The organism is Peribacillus sp. YIM B13472 (assembly GCF_042788005.1).
Lineage (GTDB): Bacteria > Bacillota > Bacilli > Bacillales > DSM-1321 > Peribacillus > Peribacillus simplex_E.
Genome location: NZ_JBHZPG010000004.1, coordinates 99850 through 125738, shown reverse-complemented (window position 1 = coordinate 125738; position 25889 = coordinate 99850). Strand labels below are relative to the sequence as shown.

Below are 25889 nucleotides of genomic sequence, written 5' to 3'. Positions count from 1 at the left end.
TTAACGGGCCTCCTTAGATAAAACTCGCAGCAATTTCAATTCGCCTAGATTGTATTTTTTCAAGAAATTCATCACGACGACTGTCAATAACCCCTCACTGATTGCCAAGGGAATTTGGGTCAGGGCAAAAATTCCTGCAAATTTACTGAAAGAGGCCATGAATCCTCCTACCTCGGATGGAAAAGCAAGAGCAAGTTGAACGGAAGTTACCACATAGGTTCCCAAATCTCCAAAAGCAGCTGCCAAGAATACGGCAAGTGAAAAAGACCACCCCAATTTAGTTGCGCCCTTGAAGACGAAGTAAGCAATGAACGGTCCGCAAACGGCCATGGAAAATGCATTGGCTCCTAATGTCGTCAATCCTCCGTGAGCCAGTAAAACAGCTTGAAATAACAGAACGATGGAGCCAACCACACTCATGGCCAATGGTCCGAATAATATGGAACCCAAACCAACTCCGGTAGGGTGTGAAGAACTTCCCGTAACGGAAGGAATCTTTAGGGCCGATAAAATGAATACAAATGCACCCGATAGGCCAAGCATCATTTTTGTTTCTGGGTTTTCCCTTACTTTGGATCTAATGGACCGGTAACCCAAGATTAAAAATGGAAGCGTCACGGCCCACCAGAATATAGCCCATTCAATGGGTAAAAAGCCCTCCATGATATGCATGGCCATTGCCCGTTTTGGGACAAAAAGCAGTAAAATGACAAAATAAATGGTTTTCCAATTGGTTCTTTTCATTCTTTCTCCTTTCAACACTTTTAATTTTTCTGATCAATCTCTGAGAAGAAAGGCGCGCCCAACATAAAAAGCACTTCTCTCAAAGGAAAGAAGTGCGTAATGAACAGGAATTTTGCAGCATAAACCAACCATGGGCCTTTCTGCCTGATCCGCACACCCATCCTCGTAGGTTGAAACAGTTTCACGCTTCATGGCAGGTCTCCTGGCTTTGGTTCATCATCCCATTACATCCTTCCCATCTCATTTGACAGTGGATTATAGTTAAAGTAATAGGACTTCCCTTTACAGTGGCGGGACCGCTCCGGATTTTCACCGGCTTCCCTTTTAAGCTGAATTCCGAAAATTCAACACCATAAAACTTATGTAATTATTTAGAAAATTCTCGTATAGTGTACCATAAAGAAATAATTCCAGCTACACAATCTTTTTTTTTTTTTTGACTAAGTTTGTTGTAAGGAAAGGCTTGTGGGCAGGATATACACTATTAAACTTTTCTAAACAGTCGGAATAAACTATTGAATTTTGATAAAGTTGTTATATGATAGATAAAGTTAGTTAGAAATGTATAATAAAACCAAATATTTCATTTTAAAAGTGCTCTTGTGTAAATAATCAAGGGATAATAGGGAAATCGGTGAAAGTCCGATGCAGCCCCCGCTACTGTAAACGCTGATGAAATTGTCTATAGCCACTGGCATTGTTGCCGGGAAGGGACAAAGTAAAATGAAGCGTAAGCCAGGAAACCTGCTTTTAAAATTGCATGATACTTTTCGGAGGGAAAGGTAGAAGGACTATGACGATTTTGGGAGATTGGGCATTCTTGCCTGGGGCTCCTCATTCATATAGTTTTTTTAAACCTTGACTCTTATGTTAAGGTTTTTTATTTTGCCTTTTCCTTGAACGCAGGAGGAAGAAGATGACTACTTGGAACTTAATGGGTACAAATACACATCTGTTGATTTGTAATGGGAGCAGCTGTATGAAAAAGGGCGGGGAAGAAGTAACCCAAGCGATTCGCGATGAAATTACTTCCAAAGGACTGGACTTGAAAATCCATACAACCAGGACACGGTGTAACGGAAGATGTAAGGATGCCTGCGTTGTGATTGCCTATCCTCAAGGAAACTGGTATCGAGTGGAAACGCCTGATTTCGGTCGCCAGATTGTCAGCCATATCGATGATGGGGAGTTTGTGCCACAAATGATCTACCAATTCAATGATGGAAAAATGACACCTAATCCAGATTTTCCTGCTCATACGGGTATTTCAAAGAACAAAGCGTAAAAGGAGATGTCTTAATGAGTACAAACGGTAAATTATTCGTCGTGGGCTTTGGGCCAGGGAATTTTGAACACATTACCAAACGTGCTGTCGAAGCCCTTCAAGAAAGTGACTACATCATTGGTTATAAAACTTATGTTGAACTCATTCAGGGACTGCTTACAGATCAAACGATTATTAGTACGGGGATGACTGAAGAGGTATCACGTGCACAGGAAGCAGTGAAACAAGCTGAGCTGGGTAAGAAAGTTGCGGTTATTTCCAGCGGGGATGCCGGAGTTTACGGGATGGCTGGGTTGGTTTATGAAGTATTGATTGAAAAAGGCTGGAAAGAAGAAACTGGAGTGGGCATTGAAGTCATTCCTGGCATTTCTGCAATCAACTCTTGTGCATCTTTACTTGGGGCACCAGTCATGCACGATTCGTGTACGATCAGTCTCAGTGATCATTTAACTCCTTGGGAACTGATCGCTAAAAGGGTTGAAGCAGCTGCAATGGCAGACTTTGTCATTGCCCTGTATAATCCGCGCAGCGGCAGGCGGACCAGGCAAATTGTTGAAACACAGAAAATTCTCCTTCGCTACCGTTCGCCAGATACGCCTGTCGGGTTGGTGAAAAGTGCATATCGCGATAGGCAGGATATTGTCATAACCAATTTGAAAGAAATGTTGAATCACGATATTGGAATGTTGACCACCGTCATTATTGGTAATTCATCCACCTTTTTATATGATGACAAAATCATCACACCAAGAGGCTATCAGAGGAAATATACTTTGAATTCGGAAAAGCAACCATTGAAGCCGCATCAGCGTCTGCAAAAAGAAGCGGAACCGTGGGCATTAGATCAAGAAGCCGATTCCGTGCATGAAGCCTTTACCGAATCCGCTGGAGGAGTTGGATTACTTACAAAAGCACCAGAAAAGAAGCCAGCTTCCTTTGAAATGGCAATGGAAGCACTGTCAAGAGTCAAGGGTCAATCCGTTCAGCAATCCATTGAGCCAATTGTTCAGCAAAAATTGGAGTCGGTATTCGAACTTGCCGTTAGTCCAGGTGTGGCGAATAAACAATTCACTCCCAAACAAATGATGACACTTGCGGAAGTTGTCGGGGAAAAGGGCACGATGGAATACACGCCAAATCATAAAATCGTATTAAAGATTCCGACAACGGATCCGGAAGTCATTACGGGGAAATTGCAATCAGCAAACTTTCTATTATCGCCGATTGGAGATGTACTGACATTAAAAGCCTGTGATTTCTGTGATGGTGAAAAAACGGAATCCATTCCTTATGCGGATGAAATACATCGGGTGCTTGGCGGAATGAAAATGCCCAAGGAACTTAACATCGGTTTTAATGGGTGTGGGATGGCTTGTTATAGTGCTGTGATGGATGATATCGGGATTGTCTTCCGAAAAGGGAAGTTCGACTTATTTCTTGGAGCTAAACCGGTTGGAAGAACAGCCCATCCAGGCCAGCCTGTTGCGGAAGGCATTGAACCGGAACAGCTTGTTGAACTGATTACGGACATTGTCGCGGAGTATAAGCAAAATGCCCATCCGAATGAGCGGCTTTTTAAATACTTCAAACGTTCGAAAAAGATACAGAATTTTTCTTATCAGGACATCGCTCCAAAAATAAACATAGAGCCTGCGCCTTGTGAAGACTAATCAAGAGGGGGAAAGTAAATGAAAGCAGTTTTGTTCGTAGGACACGGAAGCCGCTTGGCTTCGGGAAACGAAGAAGTCCTTCATTTTATTGAAAATATGATTCCGGCATTGGATGAGCGCTTCCTTGTAGAAACGTGCTTCTTGGAATTTGCGGCACCGAATATATCCAAAGGCATTGATAATTGTGTAAAACGAGGGGCTACTGAAGTTATCGTCATACCGATCATTTTGTTGCATGCAGGACATTCGAAATTACATATCCCAGCTGAAATAGAGGATGGGAAAACCAAGTATCCAGAAGTGAAATTCACATATGGCCAAACGATCGGTGTCCACCATGATGTATTGACAATCCTGACAGACCGTCTTGAGGAAGCGGGATTCGATACAACCTCTGAACAGGCTGAGACAGCCATATTGCTAATTGGCCGAGGTGGCAGTGATGCTGATGCAAATAGTGATATATATAAAATTTCACGATTATTATGGGAAAAATTAAACGTAAAATGGGTCGAAACAGCTTTCATGGGTGTAACGGACCCGCACGTTGACGAAGGTATTGAACGATGCATCCGCTTAGGGGCAAAAAAAGTAGTGATGCTGCCATATTTCCTCTTCACAGGGGTGTTGATGGAAAGAATGGAGGATATGCTGAAAGGCTATCAAGAGCTATATCAAGATCAAGAATTCATTTTGGCGAAGTATTTTGGATATCATCCAACATTACAGAACATTCTGCAAGAACGTGTCATTGAAGCTAGTGAAGGCAGATCAAGCGGGGCACGTGATTTGGAAAACTATCGTAAACATGTCGAGGAACATGGACATGCCCACCATCATCACCATCATGATCACGACCACGACCACGACCACGATCACGATCATGATCACCATCACGACCACGACCATCACCACGATCACGATGGACAAGTGGTGGGGACGTCAAAATGATTTTGTTTTTGGCGGGTACAAGTGATGCAAGGGAATTAGCGATTGAGATGCAGCAGGTGGGATTCAAGGTTTTGGCAACTGTTGTAACCGGGTCGGCGGCTAAAAGTTTGCAAGATGCAGGAATATCCACCCGGATTGGCCGATTAACTGCAGAGGATATGACATCTTTAATCTCTGAAAAAGGTTTTCAGGCTGTAGTTGATGCAAGTCACCCATTTGCCGAAGAAGCATCCAAAAACGCCCTTAACGGAGCAAAGGCAGCAAATGTCCCTTATATTCGTTATGAGCGTGAAAGTCAACGGTTTCAGAATGATAAATTGATAGTTGTCCGTGATTATGAGGAAGCTGCCAAGCTTGCCGCTGCGAAACGGGGAGTCATCATGCTCACGACCGGAAGTAAAACCCTAGCCGTGTTCGCAAAAGAATTGGTAGGGCTCGAGAATACCAGAGTCATAGCGAGAATGCTGCCACGCATGGACAATATGGAGAAATGTGCGCAGCTGGGCATTGAACAAAAAAATATCGTTGCGATTCAAGGTCCATTTTCCAAAGAATTAAATAAAGCTCTATATGAACAGTATGGCGTCACATTGATGATAACGAAAGAAAGTGGCAAGGTCGGTGCGGTTGATGAGAAATTGGAAGCCGCGTTGGAATGTGGAATAGAGACGATCATGATATCGCGACCGGATGTTGACTATCAAAATGTTCATTCCAGTTTTGATCATGTCATCGCCGAGTTGAATAAACAGCTAAATGAAAAATAGGAGGAATGCAAGATGGATTTTAAAACGGATTTTAAACCACTAACGGTAGACCCAGACAAAATATATGATTATAGCTTCTCTATCATAGCTGAAGAAATGGGCAATCATGATTTTTCTGAAGATGAATGGAAGATCGTCCGCCGGGTCATTCATGCTTCAGCGGATTTTGAATTGGGAAGAAGTGTCATCATCCATCCAAATGCCATTCAAGCTGGTGTGGAAGCCATTCGCAAAGGTAGACATGTCATTGCGGATGTGCAAATGATCGAGAGCGGTACAGGCAAAAAAAGATTTCAAAAACACGGCGGGGACGTTCATTGCTATATTTCAGATCCGGATGTGATGGTCGAGGCAAAACGTTTGAATACGACAAGGGCGATCATTTCGATGCAAAAAGCCGTAAAGGAAAATGAAGGGGGCATTTATGCCATTGGCAATGCACCTACAGCTTTACTTGAGCTCATTCGCCTTATTAAAGAAGGAATTGCAAAACCGGACTTAATCATTGGAATGCCTGTTGGGTTTGTTTCTGCAGCAGAATCTAAAGAGGAACTCGCTAAGATTACGGAAGTTCCATTCATTACGAATATTGGCCGAAAAGGTGGAAGTACTGTCACTGTTGCAGCATTGAACGCGATTTCCCTTTTAGCTGATAGTTAAAAATCATGGAAAAGAAAGTAAAAAAAGACCCCTCACAAATGCGTCATGGGTATACGACAGGAGCATGTTCGACTGCCGTGACTAAAGCGGCATTGACTGCATTGATCACGGGGGATGCACTTGAGGAAGCGACGATTTCTTTGCCCATCGGGCGAGATGCCACTTTCACTATTGAGAAATATGATATATCGGAAAATGCGGTTAGTGCTGAAACGATCAAAGATGCCGGAGATGATCCCGATGCCACCCATCTGGCACATATTATCTCTACTGTCAGCTGGTCTGATGCACCTGGGATTATCCTGGATGGAGGGATAGGTGTGGGTCGTGTGACCAAACCCGGGCTTCCTGTTCCTGTAGGAGAAGCGGCCATTAATCCTGTACCGCGCAAAATGATTTTAACCACTGTGCAACAAACATTGGAGGAATTTAAGATCAATAGAGGAGTGAAAGTCGTCATCTCCGTGCCTGCAGGTGAAGAAATAGCGAAAAAAACATTAAATGGCCGCTTGGGGATTGTGGGGGGCATTTCCATTTTAGGAACAAGGGGCACTGTCGTCCCTTTTTCCAGTTCAGCCTATATGGCAAGCATCGTCCAGGCTATCAGTGTCGCCAAAGCGAGTGGGTGCGAGCATCTTGTCTTAACTACTGGCGGGCGCAGTGAAAAGTATGCGATGGGCCTTCTCCAGGATTTACCTGAGGAAGCATTTATTGAAATGGGTGACTTTGTGGGCTTCTCACTTAAGCAATGTAAGAGGCAGGGAATTAAAAAGGTATCATTGGTCGGCATGATGGGGAAATTCTCCAAAGTGGCCCAAGGTGTGATGATGGTGCATTCAAAAAGTGCCCCGGTCGACTTCGGTTTTCTATCGGAAATAGCCCAAAGCGTCGGAGCTGAAGATGATCTTGTTCTTGAAATCAAGAATGCAAACACAGCGTCACAAGTCGGGGACATGATGTCAGCGATAAATAATTTTGATTTTTTTAATAAACTATGTGAATCCTGCTGTCACTCTGCCATAAAGCAAGTGAAGGGCGGAATTGAAATGGAAACGGCGATTTATTCGTTGAAAGGACAATTACTGGGAAGGGCTGTTGGAATTGAGTCAATCGATTAAATTAATCGGGATAGGGGATAACGGTCAGGAAAGCTTGCTGCCCCAATATGCCCAATGGATAGAAGAAAGTGAAGTGCTGGTCGGAGGTGAACGGGTCTTATCGTTTTTCCCGAACTATTCTGGCAAGAAGATTGTCATAAAGGGCGGGTTGAAAAAGGTGGTGGAACAACTGCAGGATGAAACTCGTCCAACGGTTGTCTTAGCTTCCGGTGACCCATTGTTCTATGGAATGGGAGGCTATCTCTCAAGCAAAATCAATATAGAGGTTTACCCATATTTCAGTTCAATTCAGCTTGCTTTTGCAAAAATGGGTGAAAGCTGGCAAGATGCCTTCTTAGTTAGTGTTCATGGCCGCAGTATGAAAGGGCTGGCCCAAAGGATTGATGGGAAAGCGAAAGTAGCTTTGCTTACTGACATCGAAAATAGTCCCAATCAACTTGCTAAATATCTCCTTTCATTCGGAATGACTGAATACCAGGCATTTGTGGCTGAAAATCTTCAAGGAGAAACCGAAGACTCTGGCTGGTATGAACTTGAAGAAATGATGGAGCGGGAATTCTCCCCGCTGAATGTCGTCATATTGAAAAGAAAATCAGAAGGTCCAAGCTGGTCCCTGGGGATAGAAGATGAAGAATTTTCGCAGCGTAAACCCGACAAAGGCCTCATAACCAAAAAGGAAATTCGGGTATTAAGCCTGCATGCGTTGAAACTCAGGAAAAACAGCACCGTTTGGGATGTTGGGACGTGTACGGGATCAATGGCAATTGAAGCGGCCAAGCTTGCATCCGAAGGCCAAATTTTCGCAATTGAAAAAAATGAGCCTGATTTAGATAACTGTTATCAAAACCAGCGTAAATTCCGTACTGATATAACTGCTATTCATGGAAAAGCTCCGCAGGGACTGGAAACTTTTCCGGATCCTGATGCAATCTTCATTGGCGGGACTGGCGGCGAAATGGCAGATCTAATCAATACATGCTGCAAACGGCTAAAAGAAGGCGGCAGGATCGTTCTAAATGCTGCGACGATTGAGAATCTTTACCGGGCTAATGAGGCATTTGCTGAAGCTGGTTTTCACACTTCCATCATGCATGCCCAAATCTCCAGAAGTAAGCCGATATTGGGAATGAACAGATTTGTTCCGCTTAATCCGGTGTATATCATTACTGCACAACGAAAGGAAGACATGAATGAGTAATCTTGGTACATTATATGGCCTTGGCGTGGGCCCTGGCGATCCAGAGCTTATTACAGTAAAGGCATTTCGCGTGATTCAGGAATCTCCGGTCATTGCGTATCCAAAAAAAAGAAAAGGGAGTAAAAGCTACGCCCATCGCATTGTTGAAGTTTACATTCGTCCTGAAGAGAAGGATATGCTGGGACTAGTTTTTCCGATGACGAAAGATCAAGCGATTTTGGATCGGGAATGGAACGGAACGGTAGAAAAAGTTTGGCAAAAATTAAATGAAGGTAAAGATGTTGCTTTCGTTACGGAAGGCGATCCGCTTTTATATAGTACGTTCATACATATGATGAAATTGATGCAGGAGTTGCATCCCGAAGTCGAAATCAAGACAGTTCCGGGCATTTCTTCATTTAATGGGTCAGCGTCAAGGCTGGGCATCGCTTTGGCTGATGGTGATGATCATGTTGCGATAGTTCCTGCAAGGGATGACTATGAAGCGATGAAGAAGGCGATCGAAGATCATGATGCCGTTGTGTTCATCAAAGTGGCAAAGGTCATCGATTTAATGATTACCGTTTTAAAAGATTTGGACTTACTTGAAAAGGCCTCGGTCGTAACCAAAGTCACTTCCGATGAAGAAGTGATTTGGAAAGTGAGTGAATTGGAAGGACTTGAACTAGAATACTTAACATTGATGGTGGTGAGAAAATGAAGATATATATTGTAGGTGCTGGCCCAGGTGACCCGGATTTGATTACAGTAAAAGGATTGAACATTCTCCAAACGGCTGATGTTATTTTATATACGGATTCATTAGTGAATGAAGAATTGATTGCTAAGGCAAAACCCGATGCCGAGGTGCTAAAAACGGCTGGAATGCATTTGGAGGAAATTGTTGGAATCATGGTTGAGCGTGTTAAAGAAGGAAAGATGGTTGCTAGAATCCACACAGGGGATCCTGCCATGTATGGTGCAATCATGGAACAAATTGTCCTTTTGAAGAAAGAGGGTATTGGTTATGAGGTGATTCCTGGCGTAAGTTCGGTATTCGCCTCAGCAGCGGCAATAGGAGCAGAGCTGACTATCCCTGATTTAACTCAGACACTCATATTGACGAGGGCTGAAGGACGTACGCCTGTTCCGGAATTTGAGAAGTTACGTGATTTAGCAAGTCACCACTGTACGATTGCCCTCTTCTTGAGTGCGACCTTGACCAAAAAAATCGTTAAAGAACTCCAGGAGGCCGGTTGGAAGGATGATACTCCGGTAGCAGTCATTCAAAGGGCAACATGGCCGGACCAAAAAATCGTTCGTACCACGTTAGTTAATTTAGATGATGATATGCGTAAAAATGGTATCCGCAAGCATGCAATGATTTTGGCTGGATGGGCGTTAGACCCTACTATCCATGATAAAGATGAATACCGTTCCAAACTATATGATGCGAGTTTTACCCACGGTTTCAGAAAAGGTGTTAAGCCATGATCATTGAATTGAAGGAAGCGGAACTTGCTCCCATTAAACGGTCTCATGCTTATGCGATCGTGGCGATTACAAAGCATGGTGTCGAGCTGGCACGAAAATTACATACCGTTTTTTCGAATTCCGATCTATATTACATGAGCAAGTTTGAAAAAGGGGACGAAGAGCATAAACAGATCCAGCTTTTTTCGGGAAGCGTCCGTATGCTTTTACCAGCTTTATTCAAGGAATATAAAGGAATCATATTAATTATTTCACTCGGGGCAGTCGTCCGGATGATTGCTCCCATTTTGAAGGATAAGAAAACGGATCCGGGTGTCGTTGTCATTGATGACAAAGGGGAAAATGTTATCAGTGTACTGTCCGGGCATCTGGGAGGAGCGAATGAACTGACTAAGGAAGTTGCTGCAGCCCTTGACGCAAGAGCTATAATCACCACCGCTTCAGATGTACAAAAAACGATTCCTGTCGACTTATTCGGCCAGCGCTTCGGCTGGATTTGGGATTCTGCAGAAAAATTGACGCCAGTAAGTGCGTCCGTTGTAAATGAAGAGCATGTTGCCGTTATACAGGAATCAGGTGAACGAAATTGGTGGACTTATGAAACGGCATTACCTGAACGAATAATCGTATACCCATCCATTGAAGAAGCGCTTCAAGCAAAGCCGCAAGCAGCGCTGGTCGTAACTCACCGTATTCTTAGCCAGTCGGAAAAGAGGATCCTTGAAAATGGGATCGTATTTCGTCCAAAAGTCATTGCTCTCGGTATCGGGTGCAATAGGGGAACAGCGGCAACTGAAATTGAGCAGGTAATTGCAGAAACACTATCGGAATTATCGTTTTCCTTAAAAAGCGTTAAAGCGATCTGTACAATTTCCTTAAAGAAAGACGAAATCGGCTTGATTGAAGTGGTTGAAAAATATGGCTGGGAATTCGTGCATTTTGAACCGGAAGAGCTTAATCAAGCAAAAATCGAAGCGCCATCGGAAACAGTATTTAAATACACGGGTGCATATGGTGTGAGTGAACCGGCTGTGAGGATTTATACTAAAGCTGAACAATTGGAGCTGGTTAAGAAAAAATCGGGGAACGTAACCATTTCAGTTGGGATCATTCCTTTTTAAGGAGGGAGAAGTAAATATGAACGATAGAAGATTGGTAATTGCGGGTACCGGAAGCGGTGTCGGTAAAACGACATTGACCATCGGAATCATGGCGGCCCTCCAGAAGAAAGGCTATACGGTCCAAGGGTTCAAATGCGGTCCTGACTATATTGACCCTACTTATCATACAGCAGTTACAGGACGGATTTCACGCAATCTTGACAGTTGGATGTTCGAACATGACACTGTCCGAGAAATTCTTACCAAAGCAAGTACCGGAGCTGATATTTCGATCATCGAAGGCGTCATGGGCTTCTTCGATGGCAAAAGTCCTTTATCAAATACAGGATCGACGGCTGAAATCAGCATCATCACGCAAAGCCCTGTCCTGTTGGTAGTCAACTGTGCCAGCATGGCACGGAGTGCAGCTGCAATCGTAAAAGGATTTCAGGACTTTTCGGCCGGACCGAACATCATTGGTGTAATTGCCAATCAAGTGGGAAGTGCAGGGCATTACAAAATTGTCAAATCAGCCATTGAGCAAGAATGCGATGTACCGGTGCTGGGTTATATGAAGCGGGAAATGGATATTGATATTCCAAGCCGTCATTTGGGTTTAATTCCTGCTATTGAACGCGGGGAACTAAATCCGTTTTTCGATAAGCTGGCACAATTAGTCATGGAAACGATCGATATCGATCAGTTGTACCGTTTATCCAAGACAAGCTCCGTTTCCATTGGAAACTCAAATATATTTCAAACCCAAAATGATAAGGAAGTGTGCATTGCCGTCGCAAAAGATGCAGCCTTCAATTTTTATTATCAGGAAAACCTTGAGTTGCTTGAAGCATTTGGGGCGAACATCAAGTATTTTTCTCCATTAAAAGGGGATGAAGTTCCATTGGATGCTGATGGTTTATACCTTGGAGGCGGTTTTCCTGAGGAATTTGCAGCAGAACTTTCCGGTAACGCGGGTGCTATCAAATCCATCAGAAGCTCCATTGAAAAGGGGATGCCGACTCTAGCGGAATGTGGCGGTTTCATGTTTTTGAGCAAATCGATTGAAACAACTTCCAAAGAAACGCATCAGATGGCAGGAATTATACCGGGCAGGATAAAAATGCAGAAAAAACTTGCAGCACTTGGGTATCGAGAAATTACAGGAACTCCAGGCAATTTTTTGATCAATGAAATGGAGCAGGCAAAAGGACATGAATTCCACTACTCGACATTCGAAGCGGATGATGAACTTACACATGCTTATGAAGCCAAAGGCAGATTCGGTTCGAAACAAGAGGGGTGTGTATTGGGTAACCTTGTTGCAGGGTATACTCACTTTCATTTTGCTTCCAATCCAACACTTGCAAAGAACTGGATCGATGCTTGCTTAAAACAAAAAAACAGATCTGGCCATGAAACTATCAACAAGTAAAAGATATTTTTTGAAGATTAAGAGGAGGCGCGAGCATGAAACCGGGAAAAGTTCATCTGGTCGGTGCGGGTCCCGGAGATCCGAAACTGATTACTGTATATGGACTGGAATGTATCCAAAAGGCGGATGTCATTGCATATGACAGGCTTGTCAATCCAGAATTATTAACTTATGCAAAAGAAGATGCAGAACTGGTGTATTGCGGAAAATCACCAGGGAAACATCATCTCATACAAAATGAAATACATGAACTTCTTGTGGAAAAAGCCTTACAGGGGAAAAACGTCACCCGTCTGAAGGGTGGAGATCCGTTTGTCTTTGGGCGGGGCGGTGAGGAAGCGGAGATACTGGCTGCTAACGGGATTGAATATGAAATCGTCCCAGGAATCACAGCGGGAATCGCAGCTCCGGCTTATGCGGGCATCCCGGTGACCCACCGTGATCATGCCTCAAGTTATGCCATTGTGACAGGCCATGGCCGTGATTACAAGGGGCAGGATAACCTGAATTGGCAGGCATTGGCTCAGGGCATCGATACCATCGCCTTTTATATGGGAATAGGTAATATGCCGTTTATCTGTGAAAAATTGATGGAGCACGGCAGGGATGGCAATACGCCAGTGGCTGTCATTGAATGGGGCACGACAGATAAACAAAGGACGATTACCGGTACTTTGAGTTCGATTTCTTTGAAGGCAATAAAAGAAGAAATTCAAAATCCATCAATCTTTCTAGTAGGGGATGTCGTCCAATTAAGAGAAAAAATCCAATGGTTTGAAAGAGTGATTGAATCAGAGTCCATAATTGAAGGGAATGAGTCGGAATGTCCATCATTCAAGAATTGAAGGAACGCCGGGCAATAAGGAATTACGAAGAAAAAGAAGTGGAAGACCAAAAAATCAGGCAGCTATTGGAAGCTGCTACCTATGCCCCTAACGACCGATTGCGTGAACCTTGGAGTTTTTATGTAATCAAGGGAGAAGCGAAGCACCGTTATGAAAGATTGGCAGATAGGTATTTACATGAACGCTTCCCGACCAAACCAAAATTGATTGAAAGTTCACTGGAAGTTGTAAAGACGACACCGCTTATCATTGTCGTGACTTCCGATATTTTGCCTGATGATCCAGATTCATCCGAAGACAATGTATTCGCTTCTTGTTGTGCCGTCCATTCGATGTGGCTTGCCGCAAAAGAACTTGGTCTCGGATTCGTTTGGCGCACTAGAGGAGTGGGGCTTGTCAGGGATGAACGCCTGCACGAATTTATCGGTTCACCGGAAAACAAAAAAGTGATCGGCACCATTTTTGTCGGATACCCTAAAGGCGATCAACCGGCTCCTGCTACTAAAAGGACTTCATACATAGAAAAAACAGTTTGGCTATGAAGGTAGGTGAGTGAGTGGCACGCAGAGGATTAATGCTTATTTATACAGGAAACGGGAAAGGGAAGACGACTGCCTCATTAGGGGTAACTTTAAGGGCAATAGGCAGAGGAATGAATGTCAAATACCTTCAGTTCATAAAATCTCCAGAGCGTACATATGGGGAAGCTTTAGCTTTGAAAAAATTAGGAGTTGAAATGGAACAGCTAGGTATTGGTTTTACATGGACCAAAACTCCAGAAGAACATCGCAACGCATTATCGTTAGCTTGGGAAAAGGCGAGGCTGGCCCTTAGTGATCCCGGCATTGATTTACTTGTTTTGGATGAGTTGAACAATGCATTAGCGATTTCCAAATTCCCGATTGAAGATGTCTTGCCATTGACTGAAGTCATCGATGCGATTCGAAATCGTCCAGCTCATATGCATGTAGTCATTACCGGCAGGGATGCCAGGCCAGAGCTTATGGAACTGGCCGATTTAGTTTCATCGATTGAGGCGGCCAAGCATTATTATGACGAGGGCATCGGCGCTGTCAAAGGATTAGAGTTTTAAGGGGGTGAGCGTAATGAAGGCACGATCCATCATGATACAAGGGACGTCATCTGATGTAGGGAAAAGTTTGATTTGTACGGCATTTTGCCGGGTATTTTCCAATAAAGGATTACGTGTCGTCCCATTCAAATCACAAAACATGGCTTTGAATTCTTATGTAACCTTGGATGGCGGTGAAATCGGACGGGCACAGGGAGTGCAAGCGGAAGCAGCACGGATCACGGCAACGACCGATATGAATCCGATATTACTGAAACCGAAGCAGGATATGGTTTCGGAAGTCATCGTGCACGGAAAGCATTTTCTTGATATGAATGCAAAAAGCTATCGGAATCAATTTGTCCAGGAAGCCATGCCCATCATCCGTAAATCTGTCGAAAAACTTCAAGAAGACTATGACATCATCGTACTCGAAGGCGCAGGAAGTCCAGCTGAAATTAACCTTAAGGACCGGGATATTGCGAATATGCGAATGGCAAAACTCGCGGATGCGGCTGTCATTTTGGTGGCAGATATTGACCGTGGTGGAGTATTTGCGTCAATCATCGGGACACTTGCCTTATTGGACAAAGATGAACGCGATTGTGTAAAGGGGATCATCATCAATAAATTTCGGGGCATGCGTGAACTGTTGGACGATGGCATTGATTGGGTGGAAAAGGAAACCGGGATTCCGGTTCTCGGGGTGCTGCCCTATCTTGACGTGAATATTGAAGCGGAGGATTCACTTGCACTCTCTTCCTTACGTTTTAAAAAACCTAAAAAGGCTGAGTTTCCAATCGATGTAGCCGTCCTGAGATTTCCGCGGATCTCCAATTTTACAGATGTGGATCCTTTTTTTGATGAACCCGGAGTAGGTGTCCGCCTAGTAAGCAGTGTCCATGAGTTAGGTAATCCCGATCTGCTAATTTTGCCTGGTACAAAAAACACGATGGAAGATTTAGAGTGGTTGAATCGTATGGGGTTGGATCGGGCCATCAATGAACTGCGGAAACAAGGTACGATGATATTTGGCATATGCGGCGGTTTTCAAATGCTAGGGACTAAACTTTTCGATCCTGATGCGGTCGAAGGTGACGGTGAGAACGCAGAAGGGCTCTCGCTTCTTCCGGTGGAAACCGTTTTTCAAGCAGAAAAGAAAACGGTGCAAATGGAAGGTGCCCTTTCTGCCGGGATAATGGAAGGTCAAATGAATCTTAACGGTTTCGAAATACATTTAGGCAGAACGACATTAAAGTCGCAAGTAAGGCCCTTTCTTTTATTGAAGGATGGAAGAGAGGATGGAGCCATTTCCAATGACAACAAGGTAATGGGAACATATCTTCATGGGATATTCCATAATCGCCTGTTCACTAGATTACTAGTTAACCAAATTCGACGGAACAAGGGGTTGGAAGAAGTGAAGGAAAACGTCCAAAGCGACTCGGAGCGTAGGGAGGAAGCGTACAATCTCTTGGCTTCCCATTTGGAGGAAAACATTGATATGGATACCATCTATCAATGGCTGCAGCTGGAAACTGCAGAAAGTTAATGTTAATCAAAGCCCTTTTAACTTCAAAAAAGATCAATTTGGAGCTACAATTCCTTTTATTTAGCCATAATAAGTGACAGAGGCATACAAGATATGTTATGTTGTCTTCTCTACATACTTTATACAAAATAAAAGGATGAGGTGTTCATATGAATAAAACAGAATTAGTGAGCAGTGTTGCAGCACAAGCTGAACTGACAAAAGATGAAGCAAAAAAAGTTGTGGATGCATTGTTTGAAACAATCACGGCTACACTTGCTAAAGAAGAAAAAATCCAATTAGTTGGTTTTGGTACATTTGAAGTGCGTGACCGTGCTGCCCGTACAGGAAGAAACCCGCAAACTGGCGAAGAAATACAAATTGCAGCTAGTAAAGTACCGGCTTTTAAAGCAGGTAAGGAATTAAAAGAAGCTGTAAAATAAATGATGAACGACGAAGAAAAAAACCTGGCGATGCAATGCTCGCCAGGTTTTTTTCTGTTTACTGTACTTTCAATTAACCCGGTTAATCTTTAATGGAAAGATTAAAAAAACGTTTTGTCATCAGGTGAGCATGAAATTTTTTTGAAAAGGCCATTATGAGTCTCTTTAATTGGTTGTTTTTATTTATGCCATTTTCTCATTTGATCAACAATGAATTATACCCACTCCATGAAAAAATAAGCAGTAATGGAATGTAACACAAATGAAAAAAATTTATAGTACTTATTAATAAGGATTATACTGTGACTATGTTAGGCTAAATGAATAACAAGCTTTAAAACCATAATAAAAGAGGTGAAAGATATGCTGAAGAAAATAATGAAAAAAATCAAACAACTTTCCCAAGGAAGCAGTGAGCGAAGACATGGTCATTATCGCCGAGGCAGCAGCAGCAGCAGCCGAGGGTATAAAAGGTATCCCATGAGTGGAAGTGACCGCTACAAGAGAAAGGGGCGTGGCAGCAGCAGCTAATTCAATTTTTTTGACTTCAATGCAGCCTGCAGGTCCATTGAGATTTCTTTAATATCTGAATAAGGTTCTTGGATGCTTAATAACCTTTTCAGTATATGCACGGTTTCTTTTTCTAACGAAAGCTCTTCTGTCCAAGGAAGAGCCTTTTTACTTTTGGAAGCGTACGTCGTATAAAGTACATATAGAAGTATTTCCCCCAAGTCGTAAAAATCCTGCCTTTTCAGCTGCAAAATGGAGTCTTTTGCGAAATCGGCCGAATTGATCATTATAGACAAACCAAAGTCTATCAAAATGGGCTGATGGTTCTTAAGTAAAATATTTGGAATACGTAAATCTTGATGGCAAATGTCATGGTCATGCAGATAAGATACTAACCCGGCCAGCTCATCCAGAAAAAATAGAGACTCTTTCTCATTGAACGTTAATTGATTCAAGAAAATATGGTCTTCTAAATTATCCCCTTCTATAAAATCCATCACAAAATAAACATTTCCATCATGTGAAAATTTCTCGTGAAATTTGGGGATGTTTTTGTGGTTTAACATTCGTAATATGGAGATTTCATTTTCAAACTGTCTCAGTTCTTTTTTGCTGCGGCGTTTACTTTTCCGGAGCTGCTTGATCACTATATTTTCATTCATTTTCAAATCAGTGCAAAGGTAAACAATACCGTAACTTCCTGTACCGATTACAGTTTTCACCTCGTAACGGTCATTCAAAACCACTCCTTTTTTTAAAGGAATATCCACAAAAAATTGGTAGATCTTTCTTAAGGAACGCAAAATTGAAACTTCCCTCACCACTTTCATATATTCGAGTCGAAAAAGACCATTATTCATTAAGCTGGTAATATGAATGATCATGGATAGTTTAACACTGATTTTTGGTAATGCGGTAATGAAAGTCTTTTTTACACAATTAAAAAGAACTATTAAAAAAATTTCCTTAAATTTCATATTATGAAATTATATGATTTTTTAAATTATTAAGTTTACTATAATGAATTCATAATAAAAGAGTAGGAGGTGATAAGATGGATGGGCGTGAGTTGAGAAATTGCTTTGGTAAATTCCCAACCGGAGTCACGATAGTGAGCTGGTTTGATGGGAAAGTTCAAAAGGGCATTACTGTGAATTCATTCACCTCGGTTTCCTTGGATCCCCCGCTTGCTTTAGTATCGATTCATAAAGAAGCAAAAGCCTGCACTAGCATGAAAGATAAATCTTTTACCATTAATATTTTGTCGGATGAACAAGAATCCATTGCATGGCAATTTGCGGGCAGTAAACAGGAAACACTTGAAATTGACTGGGATAAAAACGGGATTTCGCTAAAAATAAATGGGAGTGTTGCTTGGATGAAATGTAAACCATGGAGAGAGTATGAGGCTGGTGATCATGTATTGTTCATCGGTGAGATCCAGGAGTTACATTCCGAAGATTTGGAAGCGCTTACTTTTTATCAAGGGAAAATGGGGTCTGCTAAACAACTTGTAAAATGAGGGGGATTCTTATGGGCATTAAAACCGGTGAAGAATATATTAATAGAATTAAATCCAGAAAGCCAGAAGTCTGGCTTGGTGGAAGAGTGGTTGAGGATATTTATAATGAGCCAATTTTTAAGCAGCCGATACAAGAAATTGCGAAGTTGTATGACATTCAACATGACCCGGAATATCAAGATGAAATCACCCACATTTGCAAAGAAACCGGTGAACGTGTCAACAATGCTTTCTTATTCCCGAAGACATCGGAGGATCTGCAAAAAAGAAGTAAATTATTTGAAGTGTATGCAAGGATGACATATGGACTAATGGGAAGAACGCCTGACTTTTTAAATGTCGTGGTCACTTCCATGGCACATAATGCCTGGTTTCTTGATAAATACAACAAAGACTGGTCTAAGAACATCAAGGATTATTATGCCTATATTCGTGACAACGATTTATTCTTGACGCATGCAATCATTAATCCTCAAAATGATCGAAGCAAGCAATCTCATGAACAAAAAGAAACATATACCCACTTAGGGACCGTTGAGGAAAGAGAAGAAGGAATACTTGTACGCGGTGCAAAGATGTTAGCAACCCTGGCACCGATTACAGATGAGGTGATTATCTATTCTTTCCCAGGATTCACACCAGGGGATGAACGTCATGCGGTAGCATTTGCACTGCCGATCGATACGCCTGGACTGCGCATAATCTGCCGGGAACCAATGCAGGACGGAACACGCTCGATGTTTGACCATCCACTTGCCTCCCGCTATGAGGAAATGGATGCCTTGCTTATATTTAATGATGTTCTGGTTCCTTGGAATCGTGTCTTCTTATACAACAATGTGGAGGCGGCAAACCGCTTGTATCCAATGACGGGAATCGCTGAACAGCCTGCTCACCAATCAGGAGTGCGTGGATATATTAAACTGGCATTTGCCGTTGAAGTCGCTTGTAAAGTGGCAGACTCTATCGGAGTCGATGGATTCCTGCATGTACAGCGTGATTTGGGTGAACTTGTTCAATCTGTGGAAGTCATCCGTTCTCTGCTTCGGGTAGCGGAATATGAGTACACGATTAATGACTACGGTGAGGCCCGGCCAAATCCGGATGCATTGGAAACGATTCGCGGTTTCCTACCGGAGATGTATCCGCGTGCCATAGAGGTTATCCAGACCATTGGAGCTGGAGGGCTGTTGATGTCTCCGACAGGCGCCGACTTTGATAATCCCGAATTGCGCAGTGATATCGATAAATATTATGGAGGACGTAGCGGGGTTTCAGCGGAAGAGCGGGTAAGGGTGTTTAAACTTGCTTGGGATTTATGCGGTGAAGCGTTTGGGCAGCGCCTCCTTCAATACGAGCGCTATTACACGGGAGATCCAGTACGGAAAAGAGCCATTTTTTATAATAAATATAAGAAAAACAAGAACTTTAATATGGTTGATGAAGTGCTTAACAAACCGATGCAAGTAGCCATCGATGCGGTTAAACAGTAATTTTAATAGTTGAATGGGGAGGGGGGCCGTCATGATTTCATCCGTTGAGAAGCTTATAAAGATACTTGATTTATTCACTAATGAAGAACCCGCACTTGGAAATAAGGAAATAGCTGAAAAATTGAATATGAGTCCAAGCTCATCTCATCATCTAGTGAAAACGATGTGCAAGGAAGGGATGCTGATCCAAGGCAAAGATCGAAAGTACCGGCTTGGATGGAAGTTACTTGAGTGGAGCAGTAGAGTCATGTATCAGCAGGATATTCATTATGAGGCAGGTCCAATTATCAGTAATCTTGTCCTGCAATTTAAAGGTAATTCTCACATCGGTATGTTTCACGAAGGAGAAGTCAGGTTTGTGATGAAAATGTCGTCCCCTCATGCCGAGCATATGACCACATATATAGGAGCAAGAAAACCAGCTCATTGTACGAGCAGCGGGAAAGTATTACTTGCCTTTAACCCATCCTTTATTCAGCCTACGCTTGCAAAAGGGTTATTGAAGCACTCAACTAACACGATTACTTGCATCAACCAATTGAATGAAGAATTAAAGGAAATCCGCAAACAAGGATTTGCGATTAGTGATGATGAAAATGATTATGGTTTATATGGCGTTGCAGCACCCATTAAATCCTATAATGGACAAGTTATTGCAGCACTTAACCTTGTCGGAGATCGAACTTATATGATTGGGAAAGAAAAAACGAGAATTATTCAGTCTGTGATCCGATCGGCACAAATGATTTCAAAACAGGTTGGTTATATGTCGTTAATGTGAATTTTCGGGCTATTAAGAAAAAATGGAGGTAGTTATTTATGAAAGGATATGCTCAATCTTCAAAATTACAGGCTAGATCATTAAATCTAATAAAAGTTATTGAAGACAATAAAAATTTATTGAAACCGCCGGTTAATAACAAAGTGCTTTGGGAAGATTCCGAATTCATTGTCATGCTTCTTGGTGGTCCGAATTATCGGCGTGATTTTCATGTAGACCCTTCTGACGAGTTGTTTTATCAGATAAAAGGCTCTTGCTATGTAGAATGCATCAACCAAAGCGGGGAGCGTGAAGTAGTGGAGGTGAAAGAGGGGGAAATGTTCATGCTGCCAGCAGATGTACCTCATTCTCCTCATCGTGTATCTGATACTTACGGCATTGTCATAGAGCGTAAGCGTGCTAAAGATGAGCTTGAAGATTTTGTTTGGTTCTGCGGGAATTGTAACCATGAGATGCACAAAGTTACGATCCAATTGACGAATATTGAGGTCCAGGTGAAAGAGGCGATCGAGGCTTTTAACGGAAGTAAGGAACTTCGCACCTGTAGTGAATGCGGTCATGTTATGTCAGAAAACGTTGAGGCTTGGAAATGCGAATAGATTTTCATACACATATTCTTCCGTTGGACCTGCCCGACTTAACCGGTGAATTTGGTCAGGGTCGCTGGCCAGTGCTAGAGCAGAAATGTTCTTGCGGTGCGGATATCATGGTTAGCGGAAAGCTGTTCAGGAAAGTGACTGACCAGGTATGGGACCCTGAAAAACGCATTCAGGATATGGATGCGGAAGGAGTCGATATGCAGGTTCTTTCACCTGTGCCAGTGACCTTTTCATACTGGGCGCCAATTGACCAGGCGCTATACATGTCCCAGTTCCAGAATGATTTCATTGCTGAGACTGTGAACAGGCATCCAGACAGGTTCATCGGTCTCGGAACTGTACCGCTTCAGGATTTGAAAGTGGCAATTGGGGAAATGGAACGCTGTAAATTTGAGCTTGGCTTGGCGGGAATCGAAATCGGTACTAACGTAAATGGAGAAAATCTGGATTCTCCTGTTTTATTGGAGTTCTTCCAAATGGCTGAAAAGTGGAATGTCCCACTGTTTATACACCCATGGGAGACAATGGCAAAAGACCGAACGGAACGGCATAACCTCATGTATACAGTGGCGATGCCGAGTGAAACGGCATTGGCGGCAGCAAGCATTTTATGGAGTGGCGTCATGGAAAAGTTCCCGCATCTGAAAATCTGTTTTGCACATGGCGGAGGCTCATTTCCATATATATTACCGCGGATCGATCAGGGATGGGAAGTATGGCCTGATTTAAGAAAAACATCAATGCCGCCAAGCTATTATGCGCAAAAGTTTTATTTCGATTCACTGAACTATGATACCCGGAATATCCAGTATCTGATTGACCGTTTTGGATATAAGAAAGTGCTGATGGGTTCCGACTATCCATTTTTATTGAGAGAAAAGCCTCCAGGTCAAGTGATTGATGACACTCTAAATCTATCAGATGAAGTAAGAGCGAATCTTCTAGGGAGAAATGCATTGAGGTTTTTAAATTTGGAATCACGAGGGGAGAAGCATGGAAAATCAGATAAAAGCACCAGAACAAGTCCTTGAAGAACTTGGAATCAAGCTTGAGCCGCCAAGGGAAGCGGTCGGCAACTACGTTAGCCACGTCCGGGTGGGAAATTTGATTTTCACATCCGGACAAGGTGTTGATGAATATCACGGCAAGCTTGGCAAAGAGCTGACGGAAGAGGAAGGGTATCAGGCAGCGAGGCAGTCAATGATTAATCTTCTGAGGGTACTGAAGGATGAGCTTGGAGAACTATCCAGAGTGAAGAAGGTAATCAAAATTCTCGGAATGGTTAATTCAGCCGAAAATTTCACAGGACAGCCCAAAGTATTGAATGGCGCATCAGACCTGCTTGTGGCCGTATTTGGAGAGAGGGGCAGACATGCTCGGTCAGCAGTGGGAATGGCCCAGCTTCCAAATAACACTGCAATTGAAATTGAAATGATTGTGGAAATACAAGATTGAGGCACTTGAACTAAGCGGGTGTCTCAAAAGGGAGAGGGATGTTTCATGCAAGCAGCAAAAGATAGTATAAATACAACTAAATCAATAGATTGCCGGCACTTTATTAACGGGGAATTCCTGAATCCAGATCAATCCAAGACTTTTGACAATATCAATCCCGCAACGGAAGAAATACTTGGATGGGTTGCAGAAGGAGGAAAAGAGGAGGTGAATCAGGCTGTTTCTGCAGCAAGGCATGCGCTTAAAGGTCCTTGGAAATCTTTTACCGATAATGAACGCTCTGCGGTTCTAAGGCGAATCGGCGATCTCATTTTGGAAAAGAAAGAAGAACTGACAATGTTGGAAACCCTTGATACAGGGAAACCATATAGCCTTGCACTGGAAATGGATATCAAGCGTTCAGCTCACAATTTCCACTTTTTTGCGGACTATATCACTACACTTGGTAATGAATCCTTCAATCAGAACAACATTGCACTTCATTATTCCATTAGGCGACCCGTAGGAGTGGTAGGAATGATCAATCCTTGGAATTTACCTTTGCTATTGTTGACATGGAAATTGGCACCATGCCTGGCAGCTGGCAATACAGCGGTTATGAAACCGGCTGAACTGACACCGATGACAGCGACAAAGTTAATGGAAATTTGTAAGGAAGCGGGAGTTCCCGATGGAGTTGTCAACCTTGTGCATGGATATGGTGTAAATTCAGCTGGGGCTGCTCTCAGTGAGCATCCGGACGTCGATGCGATAACATTCACTGGGGAAACAAAAACGGGAACGGCGATTATGAAAGCTGCCGCGCCCACGTTGAAGAAAATCTCTTTTGAACTGGGCGGGAAAAATCCGAATATTGTGTTTGCAGACTCGAATCTTGATGAAGTAATCGAAACGACATTGAAATCAAGCTTCATGAACCAAGGTGAAGTTTGTTTATGTGGATCAAGAATCTATGTTCAGCAGGGATTGTATGACGAATTCCTAGAAAAGATGGTCGAGCGAACAAAAAAATTAAAAGTCGGGGATCCGTTTGATTCCGAAACGGAAGTAGGAGCTGTAATAGGAAAAGAACATTATAAAAAAGTGATGAGTTACATTGACCTGGCGAAAGAAGAAGGAGCGAAAATATTAACTGGAGGAAGAAGAGCCGGACAGTTTGACAAAGGTTTTTTCATTGAGCCGACAATTATTGCCGGAGTTACGCGTGAATCCCGTTGTGTACGGGAAGAAATTTTTGGTCCTGTGGTAACGGTCATGCCTTTCGAAACGGAAGAAGAAGTACTGGAGCATGCTAATGATACTCATTACGGACTGGGGGCAACGATCTGGACCAATGATTTAAGGAGAGCGCATCGTGTCGCTTCTAAAATAGAGGCGGGCATTATCTGGGTGAATACCTGGTATTTGCGTGATTTGCGCACACCTTTTGGTGGTATGAAGCACAGTGGCATCGGCCGTGAAGGCGGTTCTCATAGTTTCGAATTTTACAGTGAACTGTCTAACGTCACGATTAAATTATAAAGAAGGAGGGAAGCAACATGAACGTTAGTTTAACAGAATGGTCTGCCAGGTTTTTGAATGCGGAAAAAACAGGAATAGGGATTTCGGCCCCCACCAATGAAATTCCGGATTTGGATGTGGAGGATGCCTACCAAATTCAGCTTGAAACCATTCGAAGGAAAACCCAGTCCGGTCTGGAAGTATCAGGTAAGAAAATAGGCTTGACTTCAAAGGCTATGCAGGAGGTTCTGGGAGTGAATGAGCCAGATTACGGACATTTACTTGATGCAATGAAAATAGAAAATGATGGCTGTATTTCGAGTCTGCGGTTGATCCAACCGAAAGTGGAGGCAGAAGTAGCTTTTATTTTAAAGAAAGATCTACATGGTCCCAATATTACGGTTGATGATGTAATCGAAGCCACTGATTATGTGGTTGCTTCGATCGAAGTGGTTGATAGCAGGGTGATGGACTGGAAGATTAAACTTCCGGACACTGTGGCGGATAATGCATCATCGGGCCTTTATATTTTGGGAGATCGCAAAATTCACTTGAGTGAAATCGACCTTCCTTCCATTCGAATGAGCCTATATAAAAATGGCCAATTCATGAACCAAGGAACAGGTGAAGCAGTACTTGGAAATCCAGCAACGTGCGTAGCCTGGCTGGCAAATAAACTGCATGGGTTTAAAGGTTCATTGAAGGCGGGCGAAGTAATTTTGTCCGGTGCATTATCCGCAGCAATCGAAGCGAAACCAGGTGACCGTTTTTCTGCTGACTTTGGAGAAAAACTTGGAAAGGTCTCGGTTAATTTTGAGTGAAAGGAGCCCAGCGGCCTTGAAAAAATTAAAAGTGGGCATTATTGGATCAGGGAATATCGGCACGGACTTAATGATGAAAATTCATCGGTCGGATGTTCTCGAAATGTCGGTAATGATTGGTATCGACACGAAATCAGAGGGTTTGAAGAAGGCTAGGATGTACGGACATCATGTCATTGAAAATGGCATGGATGGTTTTTTGGAAAGGCCGGAGCTTGCTGACATTTTATTCGATGCCACATCTGCGAAGGCGCATGTTTATCACTGCAAAGCCTTGAAAAAGATGAACAAGAAGCTGATAGACTTGACACCTGCCGCAATCGGACCGTTTATCGTTCCTTCCGTGAATTTAAAAGAAAATTTGAATGAGGCGGTTGTTAACATGATTACATGCGGCGGTCAGGCGACAATCCCCATCGTACATGCGATAAGTCAAGTGGCACAGGTCGAATATGCCGAAATAATAGCGACGATTTCCAGCAGGAGTGCCGGTCCGGGAACCCGTGCCAATATTGATGAATTCACCCAAACGACGGCAAGGGCCTTGGAACGGGTGGGTGGAGCGAAAAAAGGAAAAGCTATCATTCTGCTAAATCCGGCCGAACCGCCACTCATCATGAGAGATACCATTCATTGTCTGCTTCAATCGGATTCCTTTGATGTGGAAGAATTAACAACGTCCATAAATAAGATGGCGGAAAAAGTATCTGAATATGTTCCAGGATACCGCTTGAAGACAGAGCCGATATTTGATGGGAATCAAATAACAGTTTTTCTTGAAGTGAAAGGGTTAGGGGATTTTCTCCCTGTATATGCAGGTAATTTGGATATAATGACGGCTTCAGCAGTAAAAGTAGGGGAAGAAATCGCTAAAAGCCAATTCGAACAATATGTTTGAAAAAGGTAATCGGAACTGTAA

The 25889-nt window shown here is 43.0% G+C and carries 28 protein-coding genes and 2 riboswitches; of the genes, 25 read left to right on the top strand and 3 right to left on the bottom strand.

Annotated elements, in window-relative coordinates:
* Positions 1 to 744 carry an energy-coupling factor ABC transporter permease gene (locus ACFX4I_RS05035; protein ID WP_230303220.1) on the bottom strand — a complete coding sequence of 248 codons (744 nt, stop codon included), beginning with the start codon at positions 742 to 744 and terminating at the stop codon, positions 1 to 3.
* 33 nt (positions 745 to 777) lie between these two features.
* Complete coding sequence (locus ACFX4I_RS05030) at positions 778 to 936, bottom strand: hypothetical protein (RefSeq protein ID WP_230303219.1); 159 nt, start codon at positions 934 to 936, stop codon at positions 778 to 780.
* Positions 920 to 1114: riboswitch (cobalamin riboswitch) on the bottom strand. It overlaps the preceding gene by 17 nt.
* A 205-nt stretch (positions 1115 to 1319) precedes the next feature.
* Positions 1320 to 1510, top strand: a riboswitch (cobalamin riboswitch).
* A 150-nt stretch (positions 1511 to 1660) separates the two neighbouring features.
* On the opposite strand from ACFX4I_RS05030, the gene ACFX4I_RS05025 reads away from it, so the two are divergent.
* The 16 genes from ACFX4I_RS05025 to ACFX4I_RS04950 all read left to right on the top strand — a co-directional run bounded on the left by ACFX4I_RS05025 (position 1661) and on the right by ACFX4I_RS04950 (position 16289).
* Positions 1661 to 2029, top strand: coding sequence for a (2Fe-2S) ferredoxin domain-containing protein (locus ACFX4I_RS05025; protein ID WP_096338589.1), 369 nt, complete (start codon positions 1661 to 1663; stop codon positions 2027 to 2029).
* Between the two features lie 14 nt (positions 2030 to 2043).
* Positions 2044 to 3699: a precorrin-3B C(17)-methyltransferase gene (cobJ, locus tag ACFX4I_RS05020; protein WP_377419458.1), complete on the top strand. Its 1656-nt coding sequence runs from the start codon at positions 2044 to 2046 to the stop codon at positions 3697 to 3699.
* Between the two features lie 18 nt (positions 3700 to 3717).
* The gene (locus tag ACFX4I_RS05015) at positions 3718 to 4650 is read left to right on the top strand and encodes a sirohydrochlorin chelatase (protein ID WP_377419456.1); all 933 of its coding nucleotides are present in this window, start codon (positions 3718 to 3720) and stop codon (positions 4648 to 4650) included.
* A complete protein-coding gene (gene cobK / locus ACFX4I_RS05010; RefSeq protein ID WP_230303216.1) occupies positions 4647 to 5417 on the top strand; it encodes a precorrin-6A reductase in 771 nt (256 codons plus the stop codon). The genes ACFX4I_RS05015 and cobK overlap by 4 nt, the downstream gene beginning before the upstream one ends.
* Before the next feature lie 12 nt (positions 5418 to 5429).
* Positions 5430 to 6077 (top strand): precorrin-8X methylmutase, encoded by a 648-nt coding sequence (locus ACFX4I_RS05005; protein WP_034312499.1) that lies wholly within the window; start codon positions 5430 to 5432, stop codon positions 6075 to 6077.
* 5 nt (positions 6078 to 6082) lie between these two features.
* A complete protein-coding gene (locus ACFX4I_RS05000; protein ID WP_230303215.1) occupies positions 6083 to 7195 on the top strand; it encodes a cobalt-precorrin-5B (C(1))-methyltransferase in 1113 nt (370 codons plus the stop codon).
* On the top strand, positions 7179 to 8393 hold the full coding sequence (gene cbiE, locus ACFX4I_RS04995) for a precorrin-6y C5,15-methyltransferase (decarboxylating) subunit CbiE (protein WP_230303214.1): 1215 nt from the start codon (positions 7179 to 7181) through the stop codon (positions 8391 to 8393). Before ACFX4I_RS05000 ends, cbiE begins: the two co-directional genes overlap by 17 nt.
* Positions 8386 to 9093: a precorrin-2 C(20)-methyltransferase gene (gene cobI, locus ACFX4I_RS04990; RefSeq protein WP_098371853.1), complete on the top strand. Its 708-nt coding sequence runs from the start codon at positions 8386 to 8388 to the stop codon at positions 9091 to 9093. Before cbiE ends, cobI begins: the two co-directional genes overlap by 8 nt.
* Positions 9090 to 9866, top strand: coding sequence for a precorrin-4 C(11)-methyltransferase (gene cobM / locus ACFX4I_RS04985; RefSeq protein ID WP_230303213.1), 777 nt, complete (start codon positions 9090 to 9092; stop codon positions 9864 to 9866). The genes cobI and cobM overlap by 4 nt, the downstream gene beginning before the upstream one ends.
* On the top strand, positions 9863 to 10987 hold the full coding sequence (locus tag ACFX4I_RS04980) for a cobalt-precorrin 5A hydrolase (protein WP_230303212.1): 1125 nt from the start codon (positions 9863 to 9865) through the stop codon (positions 10985 to 10987). The genes cobM and ACFX4I_RS04980 overlap by 4 nt, the downstream gene beginning before the upstream one ends.
* Positions 10988 to 11003: 16 nt before the next feature.
* Positions 11004 to 12398 carry a cobyrinic acid a,c-diamide synthase CobB gene (locus tag ACFX4I_RS04975; protein ID WP_377419453.1) on the top strand — a complete coding sequence of 465 codons (1395 nt, stop codon included), beginning with the start codon at positions 11004 to 11006 and terminating at the stop codon, positions 12396 to 12398.
* Between the two features lie 35 nt (positions 12399 to 12433).
* Positions 12434 to 13243 (top strand): uroporphyrinogen-III C-methyltransferase, encoded by an 810-nt coding sequence (cobA, locus tag ACFX4I_RS04970; protein WP_230303210.1) that lies wholly within the window; start codon positions 12434 to 12436, stop codon positions 13241 to 13243.
* Positions 13222 to 13785, top strand: coding sequence for a nitroreductase family protein (locus tag ACFX4I_RS04965; protein WP_377419451.1), 564 nt, complete (start codon positions 13222 to 13224; stop codon positions 13783 to 13785). Before cobA ends, ACFX4I_RS04965 begins: the two co-directional genes overlap by 22 nt.
* 14 nt (positions 13786 to 13799) lie before the next feature.
* Positions 13800 to 14336: a cob(I)yrinic acid a,c-diamide adenosyltransferase gene (locus ACFX4I_RS04960; RefSeq protein WP_377419449.1), complete on the top strand. Its 537-nt coding sequence runs from the start codon at positions 13800 to 13802 to the stop codon at positions 14334 to 14336.
* Positions 14337 to 14349: 13 nt separating this feature from the next.
* Positions 14350 to 15867 (top strand): cobyric acid synthase, encoded by a 1518-nt coding sequence (locus tag ACFX4I_RS04955; protein ID WP_377419447.1) that lies wholly within the window; start codon positions 14350 to 14352, stop codon positions 15865 to 15867.
* 149 nt (positions 15868 to 16016) lie between these two features.
* A complete protein-coding gene (locus tag ACFX4I_RS04950) occupies positions 16017 to 16289 on the top strand; it encodes an HU family DNA-binding protein (RefSeq protein WP_098371861.1) in 273 nt (90 codons plus the stop codon).
* Positions 16290 to 16816: 527 nt separating this feature from the next.
* On the opposite strand, the gene ACFX4I_RS04945 is transcribed toward ACFX4I_RS04950, so the two are convergent.
* Positions 16817 to 17605, bottom strand: coding sequence for a protein kinase domain-containing protein (locus ACFX4I_RS04945; protein WP_377419554.1), 789 nt, complete (start codon positions 17603 to 17605; stop codon positions 16817 to 16819).
* Between the two features lie 248 nt (positions 17606 to 17853).
* Between ACFX4I_RS04945 and ACFX4I_RS04940 the strand changes: the two genes are divergently transcribed.
* Genes ACFX4I_RS04940 through ACFX4I_RS04900 form a run of 9 tightly spaced genes read left to right on the top strand, consistent with a single transcriptional unit; the run spans position 17854 to position 25868 of the window.
* On the top strand, positions 17854 to 18321 hold the full coding sequence (locus ACFX4I_RS04940) for a flavin reductase family protein (protein ID WP_377419445.1): 468 nt from the start codon (positions 17854 to 17856) through the stop codon (positions 18319 to 18321).
* An 11-nt stretch (positions 18322 to 18332) separates the two neighbouring features.
* A complete protein-coding gene (locus tag ACFX4I_RS04935; protein ID WP_230302631.1) occupies positions 18333 to 19814 on the top strand; it encodes a 4-hydroxyphenylacetate 3-hydroxylase family protein in 1482 nt (493 codons plus the stop codon).
* 31 nt (positions 19815 to 19845) lie between these two features.
* Positions 19846 to 20595 (top strand): IclR family transcriptional regulator, encoded by a 750-nt coding sequence (locus tag ACFX4I_RS04930; RefSeq protein WP_230302632.1) that lies wholly within the window; start codon positions 19846 to 19848, stop codon positions 20593 to 20595.
* 38 nt (positions 20596 to 20633) lie between these two features.
* Complete coding sequence (locus ACFX4I_RS04925) at positions 20634 to 21194, top strand: 3-hydroxyanthranilate 3,4-dioxygenase (protein WP_230302633.1); 561 nt, start codon at positions 20634 to 20636, stop codon at positions 21192 to 21194.
* A complete protein-coding gene (locus tag ACFX4I_RS04920; RefSeq protein WP_377419442.1) occupies positions 21185 to 22225 on the top strand; it encodes an amidohydrolase family protein in 1041 nt (346 codons plus the stop codon). The genes ACFX4I_RS04925 and ACFX4I_RS04920 overlap by 10 nt, the downstream gene beginning before the upstream one ends.
* Entirely contained in the window at positions 22188 to 22649 is a 462-nt protein-coding gene (locus ACFX4I_RS04915) for a RidA family protein (protein WP_377419440.1), read from the top strand. The genes ACFX4I_RS04920 and ACFX4I_RS04915 overlap by 38 nt, the downstream gene beginning before the upstream one ends.
* Before the next feature lie 45 nt (positions 22650 to 22694).
* Positions 22695 to 24170, top strand: coding sequence for an aldehyde dehydrogenase (locus ACFX4I_RS04910; protein ID WP_377419438.1), 1476 nt, complete (start codon positions 22695 to 22697; stop codon positions 24168 to 24170).
* A gap of 17 nt (positions 24171 to 24187) precedes the next feature.
* Complete coding sequence (locus tag ACFX4I_RS04905) at positions 24188 to 24970, top strand: 2-keto-4-pentenoate hydratase (RefSeq protein ID WP_230302637.1); 783 nt, start codon at positions 24188 to 24190, stop codon at positions 24968 to 24970.
* A gap of 16 nt (positions 24971 to 24986) precedes the next feature.
* A complete protein-coding gene (locus ACFX4I_RS04900) occupies positions 24987 to 25868 on the top strand; it encodes an acetaldehyde dehydrogenase (acetylating) (protein ID WP_377419436.1) in 882 nt (293 codons plus the stop codon).
* Positions 25869 to 25889: the final 21 nt, after the last annotated feature.